The 19,427-nt window shown below is 51.8% G+C and carries 19 protein-coding genes; 14 read left to right on the top strand and 5 right to left on the bottom strand.

The window, feature by feature from the left end:
- Positions 1-175 precede the first annotated feature (175 nt).
- Genes HRU73_RS09210 through HRU73_RS09200 form a run of 3 tightly spaced genes read left to right on the top strand, consistent with a single transcriptional unit; the run spans position 176 to position 3,253 of the window.
- On the top strand, positions 176-769 hold the full coding sequence (locus tag HRU73_RS09210) for an ATP-dependent zinc protease family protein (RefSeq protein WP_143023707.1): 594 nt from the start codon (positions 176-178) through the stop codon (positions 767-769).
- On the top strand, positions 766-2,298 hold the full coding sequence (locus tag HRU73_RS09205) for an inactive transglutaminase family protein (RefSeq protein ID WP_276679174.1): 1,533 nt from the start codon (positions 766-768) through the stop codon (positions 2,296-2,298). The genes HRU73_RS09210 and HRU73_RS09205 overlap by 4 nt, the downstream gene beginning before the upstream one ends.
- Positions 2,299-2,302: 4 nt before the next feature.
- Positions 2,303-3,253 (top strand): alpha-L-glutamate ligase-like protein, encoded by a 951-nt coding sequence (locus tag HRU73_RS09200; protein ID WP_011110932.1) that lies wholly within the window; start codon positions 2,303-2,305, stop codon positions 3,251-3,253.
- Between the two features lie 174 nt (positions 3,254-3,427).
- Here HRU73_RS09200 and pta read toward each other — a convergent pair whose 3' ends face one another.
- From pta to HRU73_RS09180, 4 genes are read right to left on the bottom strand one after another with little or no spacing between them, the layout of a single operon-like run.
- Complete coding sequence (gene pta, locus HRU73_RS09195) at positions 3,428-5,515, bottom strand: phosphate acetyltransferase (protein WP_276817880.1); 2,088 nt, start codon at positions 5,513-5,515, stop codon at positions 3,428-3,430.
- Positions 5,516-5,574: 59 nt separating this feature from the next.
- Positions 5,575-5,907, bottom strand: coding sequence for a hypothetical protein (locus HRU73_RS09190; protein WP_276677728.1), 333 nt, complete (start codon positions 5,905-5,907; stop codon positions 5,575-5,577).
- On the bottom strand, positions 5,846-6,901 hold the full coding sequence (locus HRU73_RS09185) for a metal-dependent hydrolase (RefSeq protein ID WP_276677729.1): 1,056 nt from the start codon (positions 6,899-6,901) through the stop codon (positions 5,846-5,848). Before HRU73_RS09185 ends, HRU73_RS09190 begins: the two co-directional genes overlap by 62 nt.
- A 57-nt stretch (positions 6,902-6,958) precedes the next feature.
- Positions 6,959-7,600, bottom strand: coding sequence for a TetR/AcrR family transcriptional regulator (locus tag HRU73_RS09180; RefSeq protein ID WP_276677732.1), 642 nt, complete (start codon positions 7,598-7,600; stop codon positions 6,959-6,961).
- Positions 7,601-8,009: 409 nt separating this feature from the next.
- Between HRU73_RS09180 and HRU73_RS09170 the strand changes: the two genes are divergently transcribed.
- Positions 8,010-9,401 carry a hypothetical protein gene (locus HRU73_RS09170; RefSeq protein ID WP_281870711.1) on the top strand — a complete coding sequence of 464 codons (1,392 nt, stop codon included), beginning with the start codon at positions 8,010-8,012 and terminating at the stop codon, positions 9,399-9,401.
- Positions 9,402-9,582: 181 nt separating this feature from the next.
- Positions 9,583-10,590: a cytochrome-c peroxidase gene (locus tag HRU73_RS09165; protein ID WP_276677734.1), complete on the top strand. Its 1,008-nt coding sequence runs from the start codon at positions 9,583-9,585 to the stop codon at positions 10,588-10,590.
- A gap of 271 nt (positions 10,591-10,861) precedes the next feature.
- Here HRU73_RS09165 and flgA read toward each other — a convergent pair whose 3' ends face one another.
- Positions 10,862-11,557, bottom strand: a complete 696-nt coding sequence (gene flgA / locus HRU73_RS09160; protein ID WP_281870710.1) for a flagellar basal body P-ring formation chaperone FlgA — start codon at positions 11,555-11,557, stop codon at positions 10,862-10,864.
- 225 nt (positions 11,558-11,782) lie between these two features.
- Between flgA and flgB the strand changes: the two genes are divergently transcribed.
- The 9 genes from flgB to flgJ all read left to right on the top strand — a co-directional run bounded on the left by flgB (position 11,783) and on the right by flgJ (position 19,300).
- Positions 11,783-12,196 carry a flagellar basal body rod protein FlgB gene (gene flgB, locus HRU73_RS09155; protein WP_281870709.1) on the top strand — a complete coding sequence of 138 codons (414 nt, stop codon included), beginning with the start codon at positions 11,783-11,785 and terminating at the stop codon, positions 12,194-12,196.
- Positions 12,197-12,201: 5 nt separating this feature from the next.
- Entirely contained in the window at positions 12,202-12,606 is a 405-nt protein-coding gene (gene flgC / locus HRU73_RS09150) for a flagellar basal body rod protein FlgC (RefSeq protein WP_281870708.1), read from the top strand.
- A 12-nt stretch (positions 12,607-12,618) separates the two neighbouring features.
- Positions 12,619-13,290 (top strand): flagellar hook assembly protein FlgD, encoded by a 672-nt coding sequence (locus HRU73_RS09145; RefSeq protein WP_287398477.1) that lies wholly within the window; start codon positions 12,619-12,621, stop codon positions 13,288-13,290.
- 16 nt (positions 13,291-13,306) lie between these two features.
- Positions 13,307-14,515 (top strand): flagellar hook protein FlgE, encoded by a 1,209-nt coding sequence (flgE, locus tag HRU73_RS09140; RefSeq protein ID WP_281870706.1) that lies wholly within the window; start codon positions 13,307-13,309, stop codon positions 14,513-14,515.
- Between the two features lie 39 nt (positions 14,516-14,554).
- Positions 14,555-15,298 carry a flagellar basal-body rod protein FlgF gene (flgF, locus tag HRU73_RS09135; RefSeq protein WP_011110941.1) on the top strand — a complete coding sequence of 248 codons (744 nt, stop codon included), beginning with the start codon at positions 14,555-14,557 and terminating at the stop codon, positions 15,296-15,298.
- Between the two features lie 67 nt (positions 15,299-15,365).
- Positions 15,366-16,148, top strand: coding sequence for a flagellar basal-body rod protein FlgG (gene flgG, locus HRU73_RS09130; RefSeq protein WP_276817886.1), 783 nt, complete (start codon positions 15,366-15,368; stop codon positions 16,146-16,148).
- 37 nt (positions 16,149-16,185) lie between these two features.
- A complete protein-coding gene (locus HRU73_RS09125) occupies positions 16,186-16,980 on the top strand; it encodes a flagellar basal body L-ring protein FlgH (protein ID WP_276677695.1) in 795 nt (264 codons plus the stop codon).
- Positions 16,981-17,001: 21 nt separating this feature from the next.
- The gene (locus HRU73_RS09120; RefSeq protein WP_011110944.1) at positions 17,002-18,114 is read left to right on the top strand and encodes a flagellar basal body P-ring protein FlgI; all 1,113 of its coding nucleotides are present in this window, start codon (positions 17,002-17,004) and stop codon (positions 18,112-18,114) included.
- 172 nt (positions 18,115-18,286) lie between these two features.
- Positions 18,287-19,300: a flagellar assembly peptidoglycan hydrolase FlgJ gene (gene flgJ, locus HRU73_RS09115; protein WP_281870705.1), complete on the top strand. Its 1,014-nt coding sequence runs from the start codon at positions 18,287-18,289 to the stop codon at positions 19,298-19,300.
- Positions 19,301-19,427 lie beyond the last annotated feature (127 nt).

Here is a 19,427-nt window from a genome sequence, read left to right as displayed (position 1 = left end):
CCCCATGTATAATTGGGCCGTTTGCGGGTTGTAAGTGGCTTTTTCATTTAGTCTGTGGCAGCTTCTTTTACCCGTTCATCATGTGGCTGTTAAACCAGTCCTGTCTTTGTCCGATGGAACTACTCGTACCGAGAGTGATTCTTTAACTACTACAAAAAACTTCAGAAAGAAACTGATGGCTATTCGTTCAATCAGATCACTGTTGTGCAGCCTGTTCGCAGTTTTATCGTTGCTGATACCTTTTGGCGCAATTTCAGCGGAAAAGACCACGGTCATCCCGGAGTCTCTGAAAATCCTTGGCTGGGTAGAGTTTACCCGTCTGGAGCCCTGGGGAATCAAGACGCCTGCCCGGATCGATACCGGCGCCAATACTTCTTCCATGAGTGCTCGTGATATCAATGTATTCAAGAGAAATGGCAAGACATGGGTCAGGTTTACTTTTGACTTCAAGAAGGGTACGGCGGAGCGTTCCATCGAGATCGAGCGCCCACTGGTGCGTATGGTTAAAATCAAACAGCATGATGGCCCCTCGCAGGAGCGCCCGGTGATCTCCATGGAGATTTGTCTGGCTGATGAAATCCGGGAGGCCGAATTCGATCTGATCGACCGGCGTGCTTTGAATTACCCGGTACTGCTCGGGCGCAAGGCGCTGGCCGGATATGTGGTAGTCGATCCTGCACGTGCCTATCTCACCAAGGCAGTGTGTGGCCATACCAAAAAGAAAAAGAAGGGCAGTGAACCAGCTGATCCCGGGCAGCAGCACGAATGAGAAAACTGCATCTGTATCTGCTGGCATTCATACTGTGTCTTGCGGGATTGGGGCTGGCTTATTACAAAGCTGCGGTAATCGGCCTGCCTTTGACTGCCTCTGAAGAGGCGCAGGTATGGAATATCGAGGCCCGTATCAGTTTTCGTGCCAAACCGGACAGTGCAATCAAGGTAACCCTGCCGCTGCCTTTCAATCCCGCCGGTTATTCCATCCTCGATGAGGATTTCGTCAGTGCAGATTACGGACTGGCAATCGAACAGGATAACACTGGCCGTGTTGCGCGCTGGGCCAAGCGAAGGGCGCAGGGTAAACAGTTACTGTTTTACCGGGCCGTATTGTTCGAAAACGAGGAAGTTGCACCCAAATCGGATGCCGCACCGGTTTACCCGAAACCACCCGAGTACCCAGAGAATCTGGCACCGGTGATTCAGGGAGTGCTGGACAAGGCGCGCCAGCAGTCAGCCGATACCATTTCCTTTACACAGCGGGTGATTGAACAATTGAATGCGGCAGCATCGATACCGGAGCTGAAATTGCTGGTGAAGCATGTCAGCCGTACGCGTAATCTGGCTAAAACCCTGAGCTGGGTGCTGGCCGGTGCCCGTATTCCATCCCGTGTCATTCGGGGATTACGCTTGCAGGATGACAAGGACTACGCGGATCTGGAACATTTTCTGCAGGTTTATGATGGTGAGCAGTGGCGCACCCTGAATATCAAAGATGGCCAGGAGGGCCTGCCGTCGAATTTCATCATCTGGCAGATCGATGATGACCGTTCCTTCTCGATTGAGGGGGCTTCCGAATCCGGAATCCAGTATTCAGTCGCCAGAACCTTACAGGAAACCGTCAACATTGCCGGGTTCCGTTCGGCGGAGAAAGGCTCCCATCTGATGGATTTTTCGCTGTATTCCTTACCGGTACATACCCAGAACGTGTACAAGGTGTTACTGATGGTGCCGCTGGGGGCGCTGGTCGTCGTGTTCATGCGTAACATCATCGGAATCCGTACATTTGGCACATTCATGCCTATCCTGATCGCACTGGCTTTCCGTGAAACAGAATTGTTCTGGGGATTGATTCTGTTCAGCCTGATCGTGGGGCTCGGGCTGCTGTTGCGCGCTTATGTCGAACAGCTGAAGCTGTTGCTGGTTCCCCGCCTGGCAGCGGTGCTGACCATGGTTGTCCTGCTGATGGCGGGGGTCAGCGTCATCATGCACAAGCTCGGGTTCGAAATGGGGTTGTCCGTGGCTCTGTTTCCGATGGTGATCATGACGATGACGATCGAGCGCATGTCGCTGACCTGGGAAGAGGCCGGACCGGCGGAGGCATTCAAGCAGGTGTCGGGCAGTTTGCTGGTGGCAGTGATCGGGTACCTGGCCATGAATATCAGCGAATTCCAGTATATGTTTTTCGTATTTCCTGAACTGTTACTGGTGGTGCTGGCTGTGATTCTGCTGCTGGGCCGCTACTCCGGCTACCGGCTGATGGAGCTCTGGCGTTTCCGTGCGTTCGCACGGAACAAGCCGTAATACCATGTTCGGGTTTCTGGAGAAACTCAGGCAGAGCGGCGTCGTCGGTATGAATCAGCGCAATGCTGATTTCATCCTGCGTTACAACAAGCGCTCGCTTTATCCGCTGGTGGACGACAAACTGCGAACCAAATACCTGGCAACTGCATCCGGTATTGCGGTGCCCGAACTGTATGGTGTCATCGAAATCCAGCACGATGTCGCCAGTTTTCCAGATATCGTCAAGGATCACGAGGATTTCGTGATCAAACCGGCACATGGTTCAGGAGGAAACGGTATCTGTGTCATTACCGGACGTCTCAACAACCGTTATCGACAGAGCAATGGCGATCTGCTGACCGAGGAAGACATCGAATATCACGTCTCGAACATACTCAGCGGCCTCTACAGCCTGGGTGGACAGCCTGATCAGGCACTGATCGAATATCGGGTCAAATTCGATCCGCTGTTCGAAACGGTTTCCTACCGCGGCGTACCGGATATTCGTACCATCGTATTCAGAGGGATTCCGGTGGCCTGCATGGTGCGCCTGCCAACTCGTATGTCGGATGGTAAAGCCAATCTTCATCAGGGTGCCGTGGGAGCGGGTATCGATCTGATGACCGGTCGCACTACCCATGCCATCTGGCAGAATTATCCGATCGAACAGCATCCGGATACCGGTGCTACCATCAGCGGGCTCGCAATTCCTCACTGGTATAAATTGCTGACACTGGCAGCACAGTGCCACGATCTGGTCGGACTGGGGTATCTGGGCGTGGATGTCGTGCTCGACCGGGAACTGGGCCCGCTGGTACTGGAGCTCAATGCACGTCCGGGTCTTTCCATTCAGATAGCCAACCGCAGGGGCATGAGCCGTTTGCTGGAGAAAATCGCCAAACTGGAAGAAATCCCTGCTGCGGCAGCAGATCGTGCCACATTGGGACAGGAATTATTTCTGGAAAATCAGACCTGATTTTCTGTATTTACGGCTATGGCCGCAGGTAATGTTCTTATCCTTACCCTTCGCGCAAGATCAGAGGTTCTTATTCCATTCCCAAATCAAAAATGACACGAAGGCGAGCCGCAGACAGTATAAATAATACGGCCAGGCGAAGCCGACAAAGTTAGTTTTGATTTAGAAATGGAATTAGCGTTGACTGGCCGCCTGTACGGCAGTCAAGGCAATGGTATAAACAATATCTTCCACCGATGCGCCGCGTGACAGATCATTCACTGGTTTACGCAGGCCTTGCAACATGGGGCCGACACTGACTACGTTGGCGCTGCGCTGTACGGCTTTGTAAGTGGTATTGCCGGTGTTGAGATCCGGAAAGATAAACACGGTAGCGCGCCCGGCTACCGGGCTGCCAGGTGCTTTTTGCCGGCCCACGCTGGCAATCGCAGCGGCATCGTATTGCAGAGGGCCGTCGATCAGCAGATCGGGACGTGCCAAACGGGCAAGTCGGGTGGCTTCGCGTACTTTTTCCACTTCTTGCCCGCTGCCGGAATCACCGGTGGAATAACTCAGCATGGCTACGCGTGGCTCAATACCCAGTGCCTGTGCCGACGCGGCACTCTGCAGTGCGATATCGGCCAGTTCTTCAGCCGTAGGATTAGGATTGACCGCACAATCCCCATACACGACGACTTGTTCTGGCAGCAGCATAAAGAAGACAGAGGAGACAAGTTTAAAACCCGGTGCTGTTTTGATCAGTTGCAAAGCGGGGCGAATGGTATTGGCGGTGGTATTGATTGCGCCGGAGACGAGGCCATCGACTTCACCCGTCGCCAGCATCATGGTGCCCAGCACGACATTGTCCTCCAGTTGTGCCAGCGCCATGGGTTCATTTAATCCTTTGTGCTTGCGTAACTCCACCATAGCCGCCACATAATTTCGGCGCACTTTTTCCGGATCAATCATTTCAAGCCCTTCGGGCAGGGTAATGCCACGTGCGCTGGCCACCGCTTTTACTGCATCAGGTTTTGCCAGCAACACGCAACGGGCAATGCCACGTTCCTGGCAAATGGTTGCCGCTTGTATGGTGCGTGGTTCACACCCTTCCGGTAACACGATACGGCAATCAGCCTCTTGTGCCCGCTTGACCAGGCGATAGCGGAAGGCGGGAGGAGAAAGGCGCTGTTCCTGTGGTTCACCACAGCGCTTAACCAATAATTCCTGACGAATATGATTCGCCACAAAGTTGGTGATGCGCTCAGCACGCTCGTGGTCATCCAGCGGAATCTCCCGATTCATGCGATGCAGGTTGGCGGCGGTGTCGTATGAATTGGTCGTGACGGTACAAACTGGTAATCCTTTTGTCAGTGCACCTTTGCACAACTCCAGCACGCGCGGATCTGGCGGAAAATCACTGCACAGCAGTAACCCCGCCAGTGGTACACCATTCAGTACGGCAAGGCTGGCGGCCATGACAATATCGTCCCGGTCACCAGGTGTTACCACCAGAACCCCGGGACGTAACAATGTCACTGAATTGGGGGCGGCACTGGCAAACAGCACGATATCCTGTACACGGCGTTTTTCACTATCCCCCGCGTTTACGATCTGAGCTTGCAGCTGTGTGACAACGTCTGCCATGCGAGGAGCATTCAAGGAATCCTCCCAGGGAATACAACCCAGAATCTGAAAGCTCGATTGACGGAACAGGGTGGAATGGTTTTTTAGCTGTTCAAAAAGATCATCAGAATGATCGGTGCGAATTTTATTGAGGATTACGCCCAATAGACGAGGATTCTGAGCACCACCAAAAAATTGAGCCTGAATTTCAATACGATCTGTAATTGCCTGCAGTGCATCATCTTCGGCAGATGAAACGAGGATGATATCAGCATCAAGGCTGCTGGCCAGCCTGGTATTCACGCGTGAGGCATAGCTGACATGGCGTGTAGGTACCATACCTTCTACCACCATCACATCATAACCTTCAGAGGCTTGCTGAAATCGCCGGACGATATCTTCCATCAAGTCGTCAATCTGACCTTCACCCAGCAGATGTTCAACTGTAGCTAACGGAAGCGGAGCGGGTGGTGCCAGGCCCAACGTTCGCGAGATCAGTTCAGTGGAATATTCAAGCTTGGAATTACCGGGATGTTGCTGAGCGACAGGTTTATAAAAACCCGCTTTAAGGCCGCCATATTCGAGCGCCCGCACCAATCCTAAACTGGTTGAAGTGAGTCCGACACCAAAGCCGGTAGAGGTAACAAAGAAAGTATGCATGCCTTTTTATTCATCCCGCGTCAAGGTTGGTGAAAAAACGCTGAGGAACTTCTGAAAAACTATCTGCGTTGCCATTTCTGCGTTAATCCAGGTGATCGCTCACGACCAAACCAGTTCACCAGCAACTGTCCGGACAGTGGTGCGGCGTTCAGATATCCGGGTGAGTCACAAGCTGTCGCCAATCCCACCGGGCTACGTCCTCGTCCGGCAACGGTTGTTATCACGCGTGAAGATGGCGTCGTCGTCGGGCAAGTTTTTGTCTGGCCCTGCCACTTGCCGCGCTTCAGCCTGCCGCCATCGGATCCCAGAGTTCTGGCTGCAGCATCTGCTTCAATCGATCCAGAATGCACCGCGTTGACGCTGTAAATACCAGGATGAGTTTCCTGTTTCACGACATACACCGTAGCGGAAGGAAGGCGGCAACCCGGGAAACTGGAAGCGCAGATCGATAAACCAAACGCAGACATTTTGTGCGGAATGATCGATACCGTCCAGAACCGGGAATTGTGCGAACTGGCGGAACGGTGCCAGAACCGGCTGCTGCCAGGCTTCGTGTGACAGCGCTGCGTACGCGGGAGAGCGGTTGTCATACAAACCGTATGATCGCCAGTTCGCCATCGCCAGCGGGTGATAGGCTGCGGCCATATCACACAACGGGTTGCCTGAATCAGTACATTCGAGCAGAACGTTTCGCCTCAGGTTGATGCGTGCCACATGCAGACTGGTGCCCTCACGAATAATCACCATCTGATTGAAAGGTGATAAAGGTTGAGGCAATACACTGACTGCCTGCGGGTCCAGCATTTTTCCAGTGGCATATACTTTTCCCGCCTGCATGGCTTCCTGATGAAGCATCCATAAAAATGCCACATATGCCACGACACCGATCAGTGAAGCGACTGCGTAGACCCGTTTTGCCGGGAAAATGGCACTCAGGACAAGTCCGGCAAGGATGATCGCAGTAAACCATGGATCGATGACGAACACGAGTGGCAGAGAAAACCGCCAGGTGGAAAATGGCGCCAGCAGCATCAGGCCGTATGCCGTCACCAGATCGCCCAGAATATGGATCAGGATACCCAGGCATGCCGGTACGAAGAATGAGCGCCAGGGATAGCGCCGCCCGCTAAACCCGGAAAACAGGTGCGCCAGCAGGAATGCCCAGAAAGGCAGCATCACGAGCGAATGTGTCGGCCCCTGATGCCAGTTGAGATAAGTCAGCGTATCGACCAGCCGCAAGATGACATCACTATCCGGGAAAACGGCTGCCAAACTTCCGGCAATGATGCGCTCCCGCAGCGGCAATTGCTGAGCATGCTGAGTATGCGAAGAGGTAACGGCTCTCATCAGCAACGCACCGCTCAGCGTATGTGTCACAGGATCCATCTTTCTCTCCTGCGTCAGGCGCACACTCGGGTGCGACCGAGACTGCAGTTTCCAGGTTTAATCAAATTGCAGTGGGATTTGCCGTCTGCCCGGTACTGCATCCTTTTCGGGATCTCTGCCATACATCTTCTGACCCAACCAGGCAGCCATGGTCAAATGGCTCTTGAGAAACTGGCGGGTATGGCGCGAGTTTTCTGACGCATCCCGCATCCAGAAAAAGAAAGTCATCAGATAAATGGTCGTCAGCGCGCTTTCCTCCAGTGCCCGCCGCATGAATGTGGCATCACGCTGTGCCGCTTCACGTACCCACTGCACGGTGCGGCTGACACGCATGACAGCAGGTACCTGAATGTGAACATGCCCGAATTCCAGTTTGGACATGATCATCTGCCGGGTTACCTTGCGTTGTACTGCCAGCGCATCCAGCAAGGTCATGATGAGATGATGGATACGCTCAGGCGCAGCCAGATCGAGAAAACCGGGAGATTCGGCTTCCTGCAGCATACGACTGTCAGCGCGGTCAAACCAGGCATCGATCAGCTCATCTTTTTCACGGAAATACGCTCGGATTTCATCCAGGGAAACAGCCAGCTCGACTGCTATATCGTACAACCGCACCGCTTCCCAGGATGTGCGGGCAGCCAGCTCCACTGCCGTATCGACGATTGCATCACGCATCGGATCATTATTTATCGTCATATTGGCCTCCTTATTTCTCAAAACAGGAAATGCAATATTTTTCATTGTACCTGTCTTGCCTGATGGAGCGGTTATACTATTACGAACACACCTATATCAAGGCTCAAATAGCCAACATGACGCGCTGGATTAAAAATCCCATTCCCAAGAGCCTGTTCGAAGTCTCCGGGAGTATGAGAGACTGAAGAGATGAGAAAAAGCTACCCGGGTGTTCTGGTCAAGTCGACACCAGTCGCGAACAATTCGAGACTATCAAGCCTTTGCTGGGAAGTGCGCGCAGAAAGACCAGTCCTCGACGAATAGAACACTTTGAGCAAGTTCTTAAAACGCAATTAAGATCAATCAATTATTCTGCGTTCTTTGAAAGATTTCGACTCCACATCATTTCTGATGTTTGCAAATACTACCCATGAAACAATTAACATGCCGCTTACCATTGTATGCCCTGTTTCTTGCACTTCCCGGTTGTCTGTCGCCCATTACACTCAACCACGCGGTAATGACTTACGATGAGGCGGTTATCAATGCAAGTGCCAAACAGCTGCTCGTGAACATTGCCCGAGCACAGCATCATCAGCATCTACATTTCACCCGGGTTTCGACGATTGCCGCTACTTTCAATTTCAGTGCAAATGCGGGAGCGACCCCTGCACTCACGGGGGACAAGGGTGGCATGTTGGCACCCATATTTGGAGGCAGTGTTTCTGAAAACCCTACTTTTAGCATAAACCCAATCGCAAGCGATGAGTTTACGCAACGACTTCTTACGCCGTTTAGCCAGCACAAGCTTACGCTGTTACTTCGCCAGCACTTTGATGTAGATATGATGCTGCGGATGATGGCTCAGGAAGTCCGGCTGCAGCATCACAAGCAGCCCATCTCTTCTCGCTCTGTTCCAGAGGATACCGGGAGCCAACAGGATCACCGCCGCCGCTTCTATCGTGAGACAGAGCGGCAAGTGGATAATCACAATTCTCCGGATACAGCTAATAAAGAAAAGAATCGCCATCGCTTTGCCATTAAACACACCGAGGAGCAAGAGTATCGTCTTCGCCTCCGGCAACAAAGGCATTTGCATCAAATGACCTACCATAACAGTCCACTGGATCGATCTGGTTATGAGATGTTTCGTCGTGTAGTGCTTCACCTCTCGGCTATTCAGGATCAGAAACAGCTTTATGCTGAGCCGTTGACATTCGATCATAGCTGGACAGTTCCTGCCGATGTTGTTTTAGCAGAAGGCTTTAAATCTCTGGAAAAAGAATTTGCTGTCCGGTACAACCGGGAAGATGAAACCTATACCCTGAGCAAACAAACATTGGGGCCAATACTTATCACTAACTATGACCCCAATACACTATGTTGTGAAGATCGCACAGATTTATATGATTTAACCAATCCATGGGTTGAAAATGATATTGCTTTTGATATCCGTCCGGGATATCCGGGAGGAGAGTGGCCAATTAAGGGTTTTTTCCGTTTGAGGAGTTTTCATTCGATCCTTAATTTCCTCAGTCATTCACTCGGGGAAGAACCGGAATATCATGTCGAGAAAGATCCGCGCACGCCACCCGTTTATAAAGATGAAAATCCACCCAATATTCTGGAATTCATCGTCTCAGACACGCGACCTCCCAAAAACGTGCTGTCAGCATACACACATGGTCATTTTTATGCAGTCAATACGACGGGGCCAAATGCTCACTGGAATATGAATGCTTTCCAGTTGCTCTACATTTTATTTCGTATGACAATCACTGATGCAAAATCTCTTGGTCTACCTATCACGATTGCCAAATGATCATTTTATGAAGCATAAATATGCATCCTGAGCATATAATGGCGATGTCATTCTCGGAAACAGATTGAATAAGAGCGATGATCACCGTTTCTGGCGGTTTTCCTTGAGAACATAAGTTCGTCCACTTATTTATTCAATAATGACGCTGAGATCCTGGCGACTTATATCTAATGGAGGCTATATGAAACTAATCTTGTTACTGGCGCTTGTTCTAAGTACGCATGTATACGCCGAGAGCCATAAAGGCAAAATGCACGGTGGGGATCACCATGGCGGTATGCATCACGGTAGCCATAATCTGGATGCAGTTACACTCAAGCAGTTTTTTGAGCCCCTGCCTGCCTCGATTATCGACGAGAAAAAGAACGAAACGTTGATCAGGCTCGGCCGTATGCTTTATATGGATCCGCGACTTTCAGTCAACGACAAAATTTCTTGCAACTCCTGCCATCAGCTCAATAAGTTTGGTGTGGATAATGAACCAACGTCACCAGGCCATGAAGGAAAACGCGGTGACAGGAATTCTCCAACCACCCTCAATGCAGCACTTCATATTGCACAGTTCTGGGATGGGCGAGCCAAGGATGTGGAAGAGCAGGTACTGGGGCCCATCCTGAACCCGGTTGAGATGGGTATGCCCAGTGAATCAGCCGTTATCAGAAAATTGAAGAAAATTGATGAATATCAGGATCTTTTTCCACAAGCCTTTAAAGATGAAAAAGACCCGTTCCAGTACAAAAATGTAGGTAAAGCAATTGGTGCTTTTGAGCGTACGCTGCTAACACCCTCCCGGTTCGATGACTTTCTCAAGGGTGATGAAAATGCACTGACAGAAAATGAAAAAAGAGGATTGAAAAAATTCATCCATATGGGTTGTGTTACTTGCCACAATGGTATTGCAATCGGAGGGAATTCATTCAGGAAATTAGGTATTGTCAAACCTTATGAAACAGATGATTTAGGGCGGTACGAAGTCACAGGACTTGAAACTGACAAGAAAGTATTTAAAGTACCCAGCCTTAGAAATGTTACTAAAACAGGTCCTTATTTCCACGATGGATCTGTTGAAACACTGGATGAAGCCATTCGAGAAATGGCAGAACATCAGCTTGGCCGGGGCGTTGGCAAGGGATTTGTTAGAGATGTCAAAGCTTTCTTAGGCTCCTTGACAGCGAAGGATAGGGAATAAACATAGAGTATTTGAATTTTCTGATGTCTTTGCGACCTGTTCGCTGATGTGAAAAAGCTCAAAAACCTAAACGCTCGACCAGCTTCATAAGCAGCACAAGCAAGTGGCTCGGCTGTACCTGAAAAGCTCATGATGATCAAGATCGTTGGGATGGTGAGTCTGAGCCACCCAACGGTGCAGTGCACGGTTGATCTGCTTAATGCCGGAGCTAAAAGTCGAGATATGTTGTGCAAACTCTCTGGCATCGCTGAAGATCTGCACAGGTATGAGCTTACTGCTTTATCTCCACCACGCCTCCCGTTCGGGCTATTCCACTGATGATGCGTCCGGTGGGGTTGCGTACTTGCACCACTTCTCCCTCAGCCGCGGCGGAAAGTGCTTTTCCTTCTGTGCTGACAGAAAATCCCGTTCCGATTGCAGTCAGTCGTACTTTTTGTCCGCGTGAGATGATGTGCGGCGCACGTAACTGGTGTGTGCGTATGGGTTGTCCGGAAGCGAGAAAGGTGGTTGCGACCTTGCCGATGGCCTGATCGGGATCTGTGACTGCTTCACCGGAAATACGTACGAGATCCACCTCTTTGCTTACGATATCCTGAGCCTCCAGCTGTTTTCCCATGCTGACCGGCTGTGCAGTATGTATGACACGGATAATCACTTCGATTTCAACCGGAACGTACAGTGTCCAGCTGGCTTCATCCTGACAGCGTACTCCCACGGAGAACTTTCCCCATAACCGCCCGCCGGGTGGCAGAAAAGGCTGCAGCTGATTACACGGACGTATTGTCTGGCGTGAATCCTGCTGATTGATCCTGATAATGACCTCACCCGGCAGATATCGGGTTTCCATACGTACAAAATCATCGACTGTCCGGAATATTGTTTTTGCGGATGAATCTTCACCGGCAGTTGCCGTTGCAGAGAGGAGAAGGCTGCATATGATTTTGATAAATAATATCTTTTTATACATATCCGGCGTGATTGGCCTTTAGATAAATAGTCAGAACAGGCAATTTTTGCCGCCACCGGCAATTTTTGCCGCTTGTTTCGCATGGTATCGCTGCCCCGCCCCGGTTAACCTGGAAATTGAAGGGTGATCATGTGCCAGTTTGATTCATTGACCGTAAGGAAACGGTCGATTCAGCCTGGCACGATTCCTGCTTAATGATTAGTGACTACTTTGCAGGAGGAAAGCATGATCAGCAAACTGGAAAATCTGGTTGGTTTTAACCAGAGAGCACTGGGATTACGGGCAACCAGACAGGAATTACTGTCCGGGAATATCGCCAATGCCGATACCCCAGGTTTCAAGGCAAGAGATTTCGATTTTGCCAAAGCGATGCAAAACGTTCAATCGCCGCAGCGGGTACAACATTCCTCTCTGGCGACTACAGCACCCGGACATATCGGTATGGCAGATTTCAGGTCGATCACCTCCGTACCAAAGCAGTACCGTGTGCCGCAGCAACCCAGTATCGATGGTAATACCGTCGATATGGACACCGAACGCATGCAGTTCATGGATAACGCCATACGGTATGACGCCGGACTGACATTCATTAGCGGTCAGTTCCGCACCCTGTTATCAGCTATCAGAGAAGGAAATTAACAGTCATGTCCCTGTTCAGTGTATTCAATGTCGCCGGTTCTGCCATGGCGGCTCAGTCTCAGCGGCTGAATGTGGTGGCCAGTAACCTCGCCAATGCAGACAGTGCCACCAGTTCGACCGGAGAAGCCTATCGTTCCCGCCAGGTCGTGTTCCGCACGATCGATGTCTCGGCGGACAAGGCAAAAGGTGTCAAGGTGGCAGGTGTCGTGCATGATCCCTCACCCATGCGGGTGGTTCATGATCCGAAACATCCGATGGCGGATGAAAAAGGGTATGTCACCCTGCCCAATGTCAACGTGGTGGATGAAATGGTCAACATGATGTCAGCGTCACGTTCTTACCAGAACGGTGTTGACATGATGAACGTGACCAAGACATTGCTGCAAAAGACATTATCGATTGGCCAATAAGGAGAAGGGAATATGAGTCTGATACAAGACAGTGCCAGTGTGTCCGAGCTGCTGGCTTCGAATGGCAGCGGTATCAAGACCGCCCGCAAGGGTGATGAGGATATGCAGGAGCGATTCCTCAAACTGCTGGTAACGCAAATGCAGAATCAGGATCCGCTCAGCCCGATGGATAACGCGGAAGTGACCAGCCAGATGGCACAGATCAGCACCGTGAGCGGTATCGACAAACTCAATACCACACTGGAAAAACTGGTGGCGGATTCCGATGCACGGCGTTCGTTTGAGGCAGCCGCCATGATCGGTCGCAGTGTGCTGGTTCCGGGTAAGGATATGCAGCTGGAAAACCAGGCGGCGATAGGCGGGTTTGAGCTGGCTGAGTCGGTGGACAAGCTTACCGTCACCGTCAAGGATAGTGCCGGTATTACAGTACGTGAAATCGATCTTGGCGCACAGGCTGCAGGTGTAGGCACTTTCGTCTGGGATGGTATGGCCAATAACGGGAACGCAGCGGCGGATGGACAGTACAGCTTCGCACTGAAGGCGATGCGCGCTGACAAGGAAGTATCTGCTTCGGCCCTGGCGTTCGGTTCAGTCAGCAGTGCTCAGGCAGGTAAGGAGGGCGCTTTGCTGGAAGTGGGCCGGCTGGGGTATGTCGGCATGGACGATGTTAAAAAAATATTTTGAGTCAGGAGAGTGAATTATGGGTTTTCAACACGGATTGAGTGGATTAAAGGCAGCTTCAGCCAAGCTGGATGTGACCGGTAACAATATCGCCAATGCCAACACCGTTGGATTCAAGCAATCACAAGCGCAGTTTGCTGATGTTTATGCCAATGCGCTGGGAGGCGGCAGGAATCAGATCGGGATTGGTACTCAATTGGCAGCTGTCGCGCAGGAGTTTAATCAAGGGAATGTGACGCCTACCAATAACCCGCTGGATGTCGCGATTACCGGCAATGGTTTTTTCCGGATGGACAACAACGGCACCATCAGTTTTACCCGTAACGGCCAGTTTCATCTGGATAAGGACGGGTTTCTGGTCAATGCGAGCAATTACAACGTCACTGGTTTCGGGGCGGATGCGGCTGGCACAATCATTCCCAATGTTCCGGTTAATTTACGGTTGCCTACAGCAGATATGACGCCTAAGCCGACTACTAGTTTTATGACGGGGGTTAATCTGGATGCGCGTGTAGATCATACAGATCCAGATCCTGATAAGAGAACTTTTTCTACCTCAGGTGAAGTATTTGATAGTTTTGGTAATTCACATATATTGAGTCTATCTTTCGAGAAAACAGCCGCATCCGCTTGGGATGTATTTGCCACAGTGGAGGGGGTAACAAGTGCAGGTGGGGGTGCGGTGACATTGAGTGCATCTACGCTGAATTTTGATTCCAGTGGAATAATGGATTCGTCAATAACTCCATTTACGGTCAATGTGAATTTTGATGACACGTCCATCCAACCGCTCCAGTTTTCACTGGATCTGACTCGTTCCACCCAGTTTGGCAGCAAGTTCGGGGTGAATATGATGAGTCAGGATGGGTTCGCTTCGGGTCGCCTGGCCGGGTACAGCATTTCTGATAATGGTGAGGTCAGAGCCAGTTATACCAATAATGTCACGCGCACAGTCGGGCAGCTTGCGCTGGCAGGTTTTTCCAATCCGAACGGTCTCAAGCCGATGGGAAGCAATCAGTGGGCAGAGACAGCTGAATCCGGATTGCCGCTGGTGGGGGCGCCAGAAACAGGTGTGCTGGGTTCACTGCAATCTTCCGCAGTGGAAGAATCCAATGTTGACCTGACGACTGAACTGGTCAGCCTGATCATGACGCAGCGCGTGTACCAGGCCAATGCCAAGACCATCGAGACACAGGATGCAGTAATGCAGACCATCATGAATATCTGATGGCTTTCTGTTTAACCCTGATTAGGTGACGATTCAAAAATGGACAGACTGATTTACACCGCGATGACCGGTGCACTGCACACCATGACGCAGCAGGCAACGGTTTCTCATAATCTGGCCAATGCTTCGACTACGGGTTTTCGGGCCCAGACCGATGCTTTTCGGGCAGTGCCCGTTTATGGGGAATCACTGCCCACCCGGGCATTCGTGCTGGATTCTACGACGGGTGCGGATTTCACGCCGGGTGCGATCCAGCAGACCAACCGTCCTCTGGATGTGGCGGTGCAGGGTTCCGGCTGGATTGCGGTACAGCTTGAAAATGGGGAAGAAGCCTATACCCGGCACGGCAATCTCAAAATGGACGCCAATGGCATTCTCCAGACGCAACAGGGTTTCAACATCAAGGGAGAATCCGGTCCCATTACCATTCCGCCCGACAGTCGCATCGCGATTGGCAAGGATGGCAGTGTTTCAGTGCTGCCGTCAGATTCGAGAATGACCGCTGTCTCGATCGTCGGACGGATCAAGCTGGTCGATCCGCCGGCAGAGCAGCTTGTTCGGGGAGAGGATGGCCTGTTCCGGCTGAAAGAGGGAGGTCAGGCGCCTGTCAGTGAAAAAGTGGCCCTGATCGATGGCGCGCTTGAAAGCAGCAATGTCAATGTAATCAGCGAAATGGTGAAGATGATCACCCTTGCGCGGCAGTTCGATATGCAAATGAAGATGCTCGAAAATGCCCAGCAGAATGCCCAGCAGGCAGGTGAAATCATGACACTGAGGGGCTGATACGGGTAGATGCCGGGATGTCGTGACATTGCTGGTAAATTTTTAATTACGCTGAAAGGATAACGATATGGTTCGCTCATTGTGGATATCGAAAACGGGTCTGGATGCCCAGCAGACCAAAATGGATGTGATCGCCAATAACCTGGCCAATATCAGTACCAATGGCTTCAAACGGATGCGCCCGGTATTCGAGGATCTGCTGTATCAGACCATACGCCAGCCGGGTGCCCAGTCATCCGAACGGACTCGCCTGCCTTCCGGCCTGCAGTTGGGAACCGGGGTGCGGCCGGTGGCAACCGAGAATATCTTCTTGCAGGGGAATTTGCAGCAGACCGGCAATACGCGTGATGTGGCGATTCAGGGAGAGGGATTTTTCCAGATATTGCTGCCTGATGGCACACTGGCTTATACCCGTGATGGTGCGTTCCAGTCCGATCAGGATGGTCAAATGGTGACTGCGAGCGGCTTTCCGCTGCAACCGTCCATTACCATTCCGCCGAACACACTGAATATCACGATCGGGCGGGATGGCACAGTATCCGTCCTGACGCCGGGTTCGGCTTCACCAGTGCCAGTGGGTAACATTCAACTGACCACCTTCATCAATCCTGCCGGGTTGCAGCGCTTCGGCGAGAATCTCTATCTTGAAACCATGAGCAGTGGCGTGCCCAATCCCGGTATTCCGGGTACCAATGGCATCGGGCTGCTGAATCAGGGCTTCGTGGAAACTTCCAACGTGAATGTGGTGGAAGAACTGGTCGAGATGATTCAGACGCAGCGTGCGTATGAAATCAACTCCAGATCGATCTCGACTTCTGATCAGATGCTGGCCCGGTTGACTCAGCTTTGATCCATCTGATGTCAGATTTTATCGATCGGATATATCAATGGGAGACTCAGGCTTTTCGGTATTCTCACCGGATCGTGCAGCGCCTGAGTTTGTGGATGGACAGTGTTCAGGTGTCATGGAATCGTTTATGAGAAATCGTGGTCATCTGGTGTTACCCGTGCTTATCGTCATGGTCTGTGTGGTTTCAGGTTGTGCGATAACACCCACGCCGAAAGTACAGCAGCCAATGTCGGTGCGGCCGCCCGATCTGCCGGTCATTCCTCCGAGCCAGACCAGCGGAGGGATTTATCAGGCAGTGTTCGACTACCAGGGAAGAGGACGTTATATCCCTTTGTTCGAGGATCGGCGCGCCCGCAGTATCGGCGATACCATCATCGTTGCGCTCAACGAAAAGACCAATGCAAGTAAGAAAACCGGCAGCAACGCCCAGCGTGCAGGTGAGATCGGGCTTTCGGTGCCGTCATTTCTTGGCCTGCCGTTCAAGTCGATTTTTCAGGATCTCGATCTGGAAGCCACCTCAAGCAACAAGTTTGATGGCAAGGGGGAGAGCTCCAGTAATAACAACTTCACCGGCACGATCGCCGTTACGGTGTTGGACATTCTGCCTAACGGCAATCTGCTGGTCAGTGGAGAAAAGCAGATCGGCATCAATCAGGGGCATGAGTTCATCCGGCTTTCCGGGGTGATCAACCCGATCAACATCATCAATAACACTGTGTCGTCGATACAGGTGGCCGATGCGCGTATCGAATACCGGGGCAACGGTTATCTGGATGAAGTGCAAACCATGGGCTGGCTGTCACGCTTCTTTTTGTCGATTTCGCCCTTTTGAGCATAACGGGAACATATCATCATGACATTATCCAAATGGATCCTGAGTTTCGGGTTATCGGTCTGCCTGATCGTTTCTCATCCGGTTTCTGCTGAACGTATCAAGGATCTGGCCAATATCCAGGGGGTACGTGCCAATCAGTTGATCGGTTACGGTCTGGTGGTGGGCCTGGATGGCACGGGTGACCAGACCCAGCAAACGCCGTTTACCGTACAGAGTATTCTCAGCATGCTGGGGCAACTGGGTGTGAACTTGCCGCCTGGTACCAACCTGCAGTTGCGTAACGTGGCATCGGTGATGGTGACGGCAACGCTGCCGGCTTTTGCCAAACCAGGACAGCAGATCGACGTGACTGTTTCATCCATGGGAAATGCCAAGAGTCTGCGTGGCGGAACCTTGCTGATGACGCCCCTGAAAGGGATCGATAATCAGGTGTATGCCGTGGCTCAGGGCAGCCTGGTGATTGGCGGAGCAGGCGCCAGTTCAGCGGGCAGCAGTGTCCAGATCAATCATCTGGGAGCAGGGCGGATCAGTGCCGGTGCTATTGTGGAACGTGCCGTACCGACCGTGCTGGGCCAGGGGGAGTACATCAACCTGGAGTTGCGCGACACTGACTTCACGACCGCCCGGCGTATCGTCGATACGATCAACAGCCGCTTTTCGTATGGTACCGCTACGGCGCTGGATGGGCGTGTCATTCAGCTGCGGGCACCCTTGAACAACAATCAGCGCGTTACGTTTATTTCACAGATCGAAGATCTTGATGTCATCCCGGCGCAGGGTATAGCCAAGGTCATCATTAATGCCCGCACGGGTTCGGTTGTCATGAATCAGATGGTGACCCTTGAATCCAGCGCAGTGGCACACGGCAATCTTTCAGTGATCATCAATACCCAGCCGATCGTCAGCCAGCCGGGGCCGTTTGCACAACGTGGAGAAACGGTTGTGGTGCCGCAGTCGCAGATAGAGGTGCGTTCGGAAGAAGGCAATCTGATGCTGTTGCCGGGATCGGCCAGTCTGGCTGATGTGGTGAAAGCGCTCAATGCCATTGGCGCCACACCGCAGGATCTGCTGGCAATTCTGCAGGCACTCAAGGCGTCCGGATCTTTACGGGCGGAACTGGAAATCATCTGATGGACACTTCTAAGAATTGGTTTTTCAGGCGAATCGCGGCGTTGCGTGGTGCTCGCTGCCTCGCCTATCTATTTGATATGTCTCGTTGTTGCGCTCCGTGCGCCTTGCGCTTCATCCTGCATAACCGGATTTTTAGAGGTGTCTTTGATAATCCTCTGATGGTGACAGTTATATGATCAATTCACCCGATCTTTCCGGTCAACTGGCCATCGATGCACAGGCAGTCGATCAATTACGTACCCGAGCCAGGCACGACCCGCAGGAAGCGTTGAAACAAACAGCGAAACAGTTTGAGGCGCTGTTTCTCAACATGATGGTCAAGAGCATGCGCGAGGCAACTCCCAAAGGCGGATTGTTTGATAGTGATCAGTCGCGTTTCTATACGCAGATGCTCGACCAGCAACTGGTACAGAATCTTTCCGAGAAGGGTATCGGTCTGGCTGATGTGCTGGTGCAGCAACTGTCGAAAACGATGGGTGAGGAACAATCGCCGGGCAATGCTATCGATCAGGCGGAATCATTATTGACGACCATTACCGGAAAGAGCGGGGAGCCGCTGGTTTCACTGGCGTCGGGGCAAACAAAGGATTTGCCTTCTCAGCTCTGGTCGAATCTGAACCGGTCTTCCGTCAAACCCAGCTTTTCTACTGTTTCACCGACAATGCCGGCAGGCAGAGTGGGAATTGCTTCCAGCTCAGGAGGGATCGGTTCTGCTGAGTCAGTCGCCGCTCATCCCAGAGAATTTGTCCGGGATGTGTTGCCGCATGCACGCAAGGTGGCGCGTGAGACCGGGATTCCTGAGCATTTCATGATTGCGCAGGCCGCACTGGAAACCGGCTGGGGCAGACATCAGATTCGCCGCGCGGATAATCAGCCAAGTTTCAACCTGTTTGGTATCAAGGCAAGCGGAAATTGGCGCGGGGGAGTGGTAGAAACAGTAACCACCGAATACGTGGACGGTAAACCACAAAAGCTCAGGGAAAAATTCAGGACTTACGATTCGTATGAAGATGCTTTTCGTGATTATGCAAAATTACTGCAGAACAATCCCCGTTACGCAGCCGTGCTGAAAAGCCGTAGTGCTACCGCGTTTGCCTGGGGATTGCAGCAGGCTGGTTATGCAACTGATCCATCCTACGCGGAGAAACTCTTGAAGATCATCAACAGTGATGCGTTGAGCATATAGCGGAACTGGAGCGAGGGAGGAAAAACATTTCCTGCAAGCCGTGTCGGTATGCGGTATTCCGCGGTGCTGTAATGACGATGGATTAAGAGGAAATGGCCTGGATAGTGATGACAATTATCTCAATTCC

This window comes from Nitrosomonas sp. H1_AOB3 (assembly GCF_015709435.1).
Classification (GTDB): Bacteria; Pseudomonadota; Gammaproteobacteria; order Burkholderiales; family Nitrosomonadaceae; genus Nitrosomonas; species Nitrosomonas europaea.
The sequence above is the reverse complement of the archived record's forward strand: the minus strand, read 5'-3'. Positions and strand labels throughout refer to the sequence as shown.

What these genes read in the sequence shown, in the direction of transcription:
- HRU73_RS09210 (WP_143023707.1), top strand. Translation starts at nt 176, where the DNA reads ATGGCTATTCGTTCAATCAGATCACTGTTGTGCAGCCTGTTCGCAGTT.
- HRU73_RS09205 (WP_276679174.1), top strand. Translation starts at nt 766, where the DNA reads ATGAGAAAACTGCATCTGTATCTGCTGGCATTCATACTGTGTCTTGCG.
- HRU73_RS09200 (WP_011110932.1), top strand. Translation starts at nt 2,303, where the DNA reads ATGTTCGGGTTTCTGGAGAAACTCAGGCAGAGCGGCGTCGTCGGTATG.
- pta (WP_276817880.1), bottom strand. Translation starts at nt 5,515, where the DNA reads ATGCATACTTTCTTTGTTACCTCTACCGGCTTTGGTGTCGGACTCACT.
- HRU73_RS09185 (WP_276677729.1), bottom strand. Translation starts at nt 6,901, where the DNA reads ATGGATCCTGTGACACATACGCTGAGCGGTGCGTTGCTGATGAGAGCC.
- HRU73_RS09180 (WP_276677732.1), bottom strand. Translation starts at nt 7,600, where the DNA reads ATGACGATAAATAATGATCCGATGCGTGATGCAATCGTCGATACGGCA.
- HRU73_RS09170 (WP_281870711.1), top strand. Translation starts at nt 8,010, where the DNA reads ATGAAACAATTAACATGCCGCTTACCATTGTATGCCCTGTTTCTTGCA.
- HRU73_RS09165 (WP_276677734.1), top strand. Translation starts at nt 9,583, where the DNA reads ATGAAACTAATCTTGTTACTGGCGCTTGTTCTAAGTACGCATGTATAC.
- flgA (WP_281870710.1), bottom strand. Translation starts at nt 11,557, where the DNA reads ATGTATAAAAAGATATTATTTATCAAAATCATATGCAGCCTTCTCCTC.
- flgB (WP_281870709.1), top strand. Translation starts at nt 11,783, where the DNA reads ATGATCAGCAAACTGGAAAATCTGGTTGGTTTTAACCAGAGAGCACTG.
- flgC (WP_281870708.1), top strand. Translation starts at nt 12,202, where the DNA reads ATGTCCCTGTTCAGTGTATTCAATGTCGCCGGTTCTGCCATGGCGGCT.
- HRU73_RS09145 (WP_287398477.1), top strand. Translation starts at nt 12,619, where the DNA reads ATGAGTCTGATACAAGACAGTGCCAGTGTGTCCGAGCTGCTGGCTTCG.
- flgE (WP_281870706.1), top strand. Translation starts at nt 13,307, where the DNA reads ATGGGTTTTCAACACGGATTGAGTGGATTAAAGGCAGCTTCAGCCAAG.
- flgF (WP_011110941.1), top strand. Translation starts at nt 14,555, where the DNA reads ATGGACAGACTGATTTACACCGCGATGACCGGTGCACTGCACACCATG.
- flgG (WP_276817886.1), top strand. Translation starts at nt 15,366, where the DNA reads ATGGTTCGCTCATTGTGGATATCGAAAACGGGTCTGGATGCCCAGCAG.
- HRU73_RS09125 (WP_276677695.1), top strand. Translation starts at nt 16,186, where the DNA reads ATGGGAGACTCAGGCTTTTCGGTATTCTCACCGGATCGTGCAGCGCCT.
- HRU73_RS09120 (WP_011110944.1), top strand. Translation starts at nt 17,002, where the DNA reads ATGACATTATCCAAATGGATCCTGAGTTTCGGGTTATCGGTCTGCCTG.
- flgJ (WP_281870705.1), top strand. Translation starts at nt 18,287, where the DNA reads ATGATCAATTCACCCGATCTTTCCGGTCAACTGGCCATCGATGCACAG.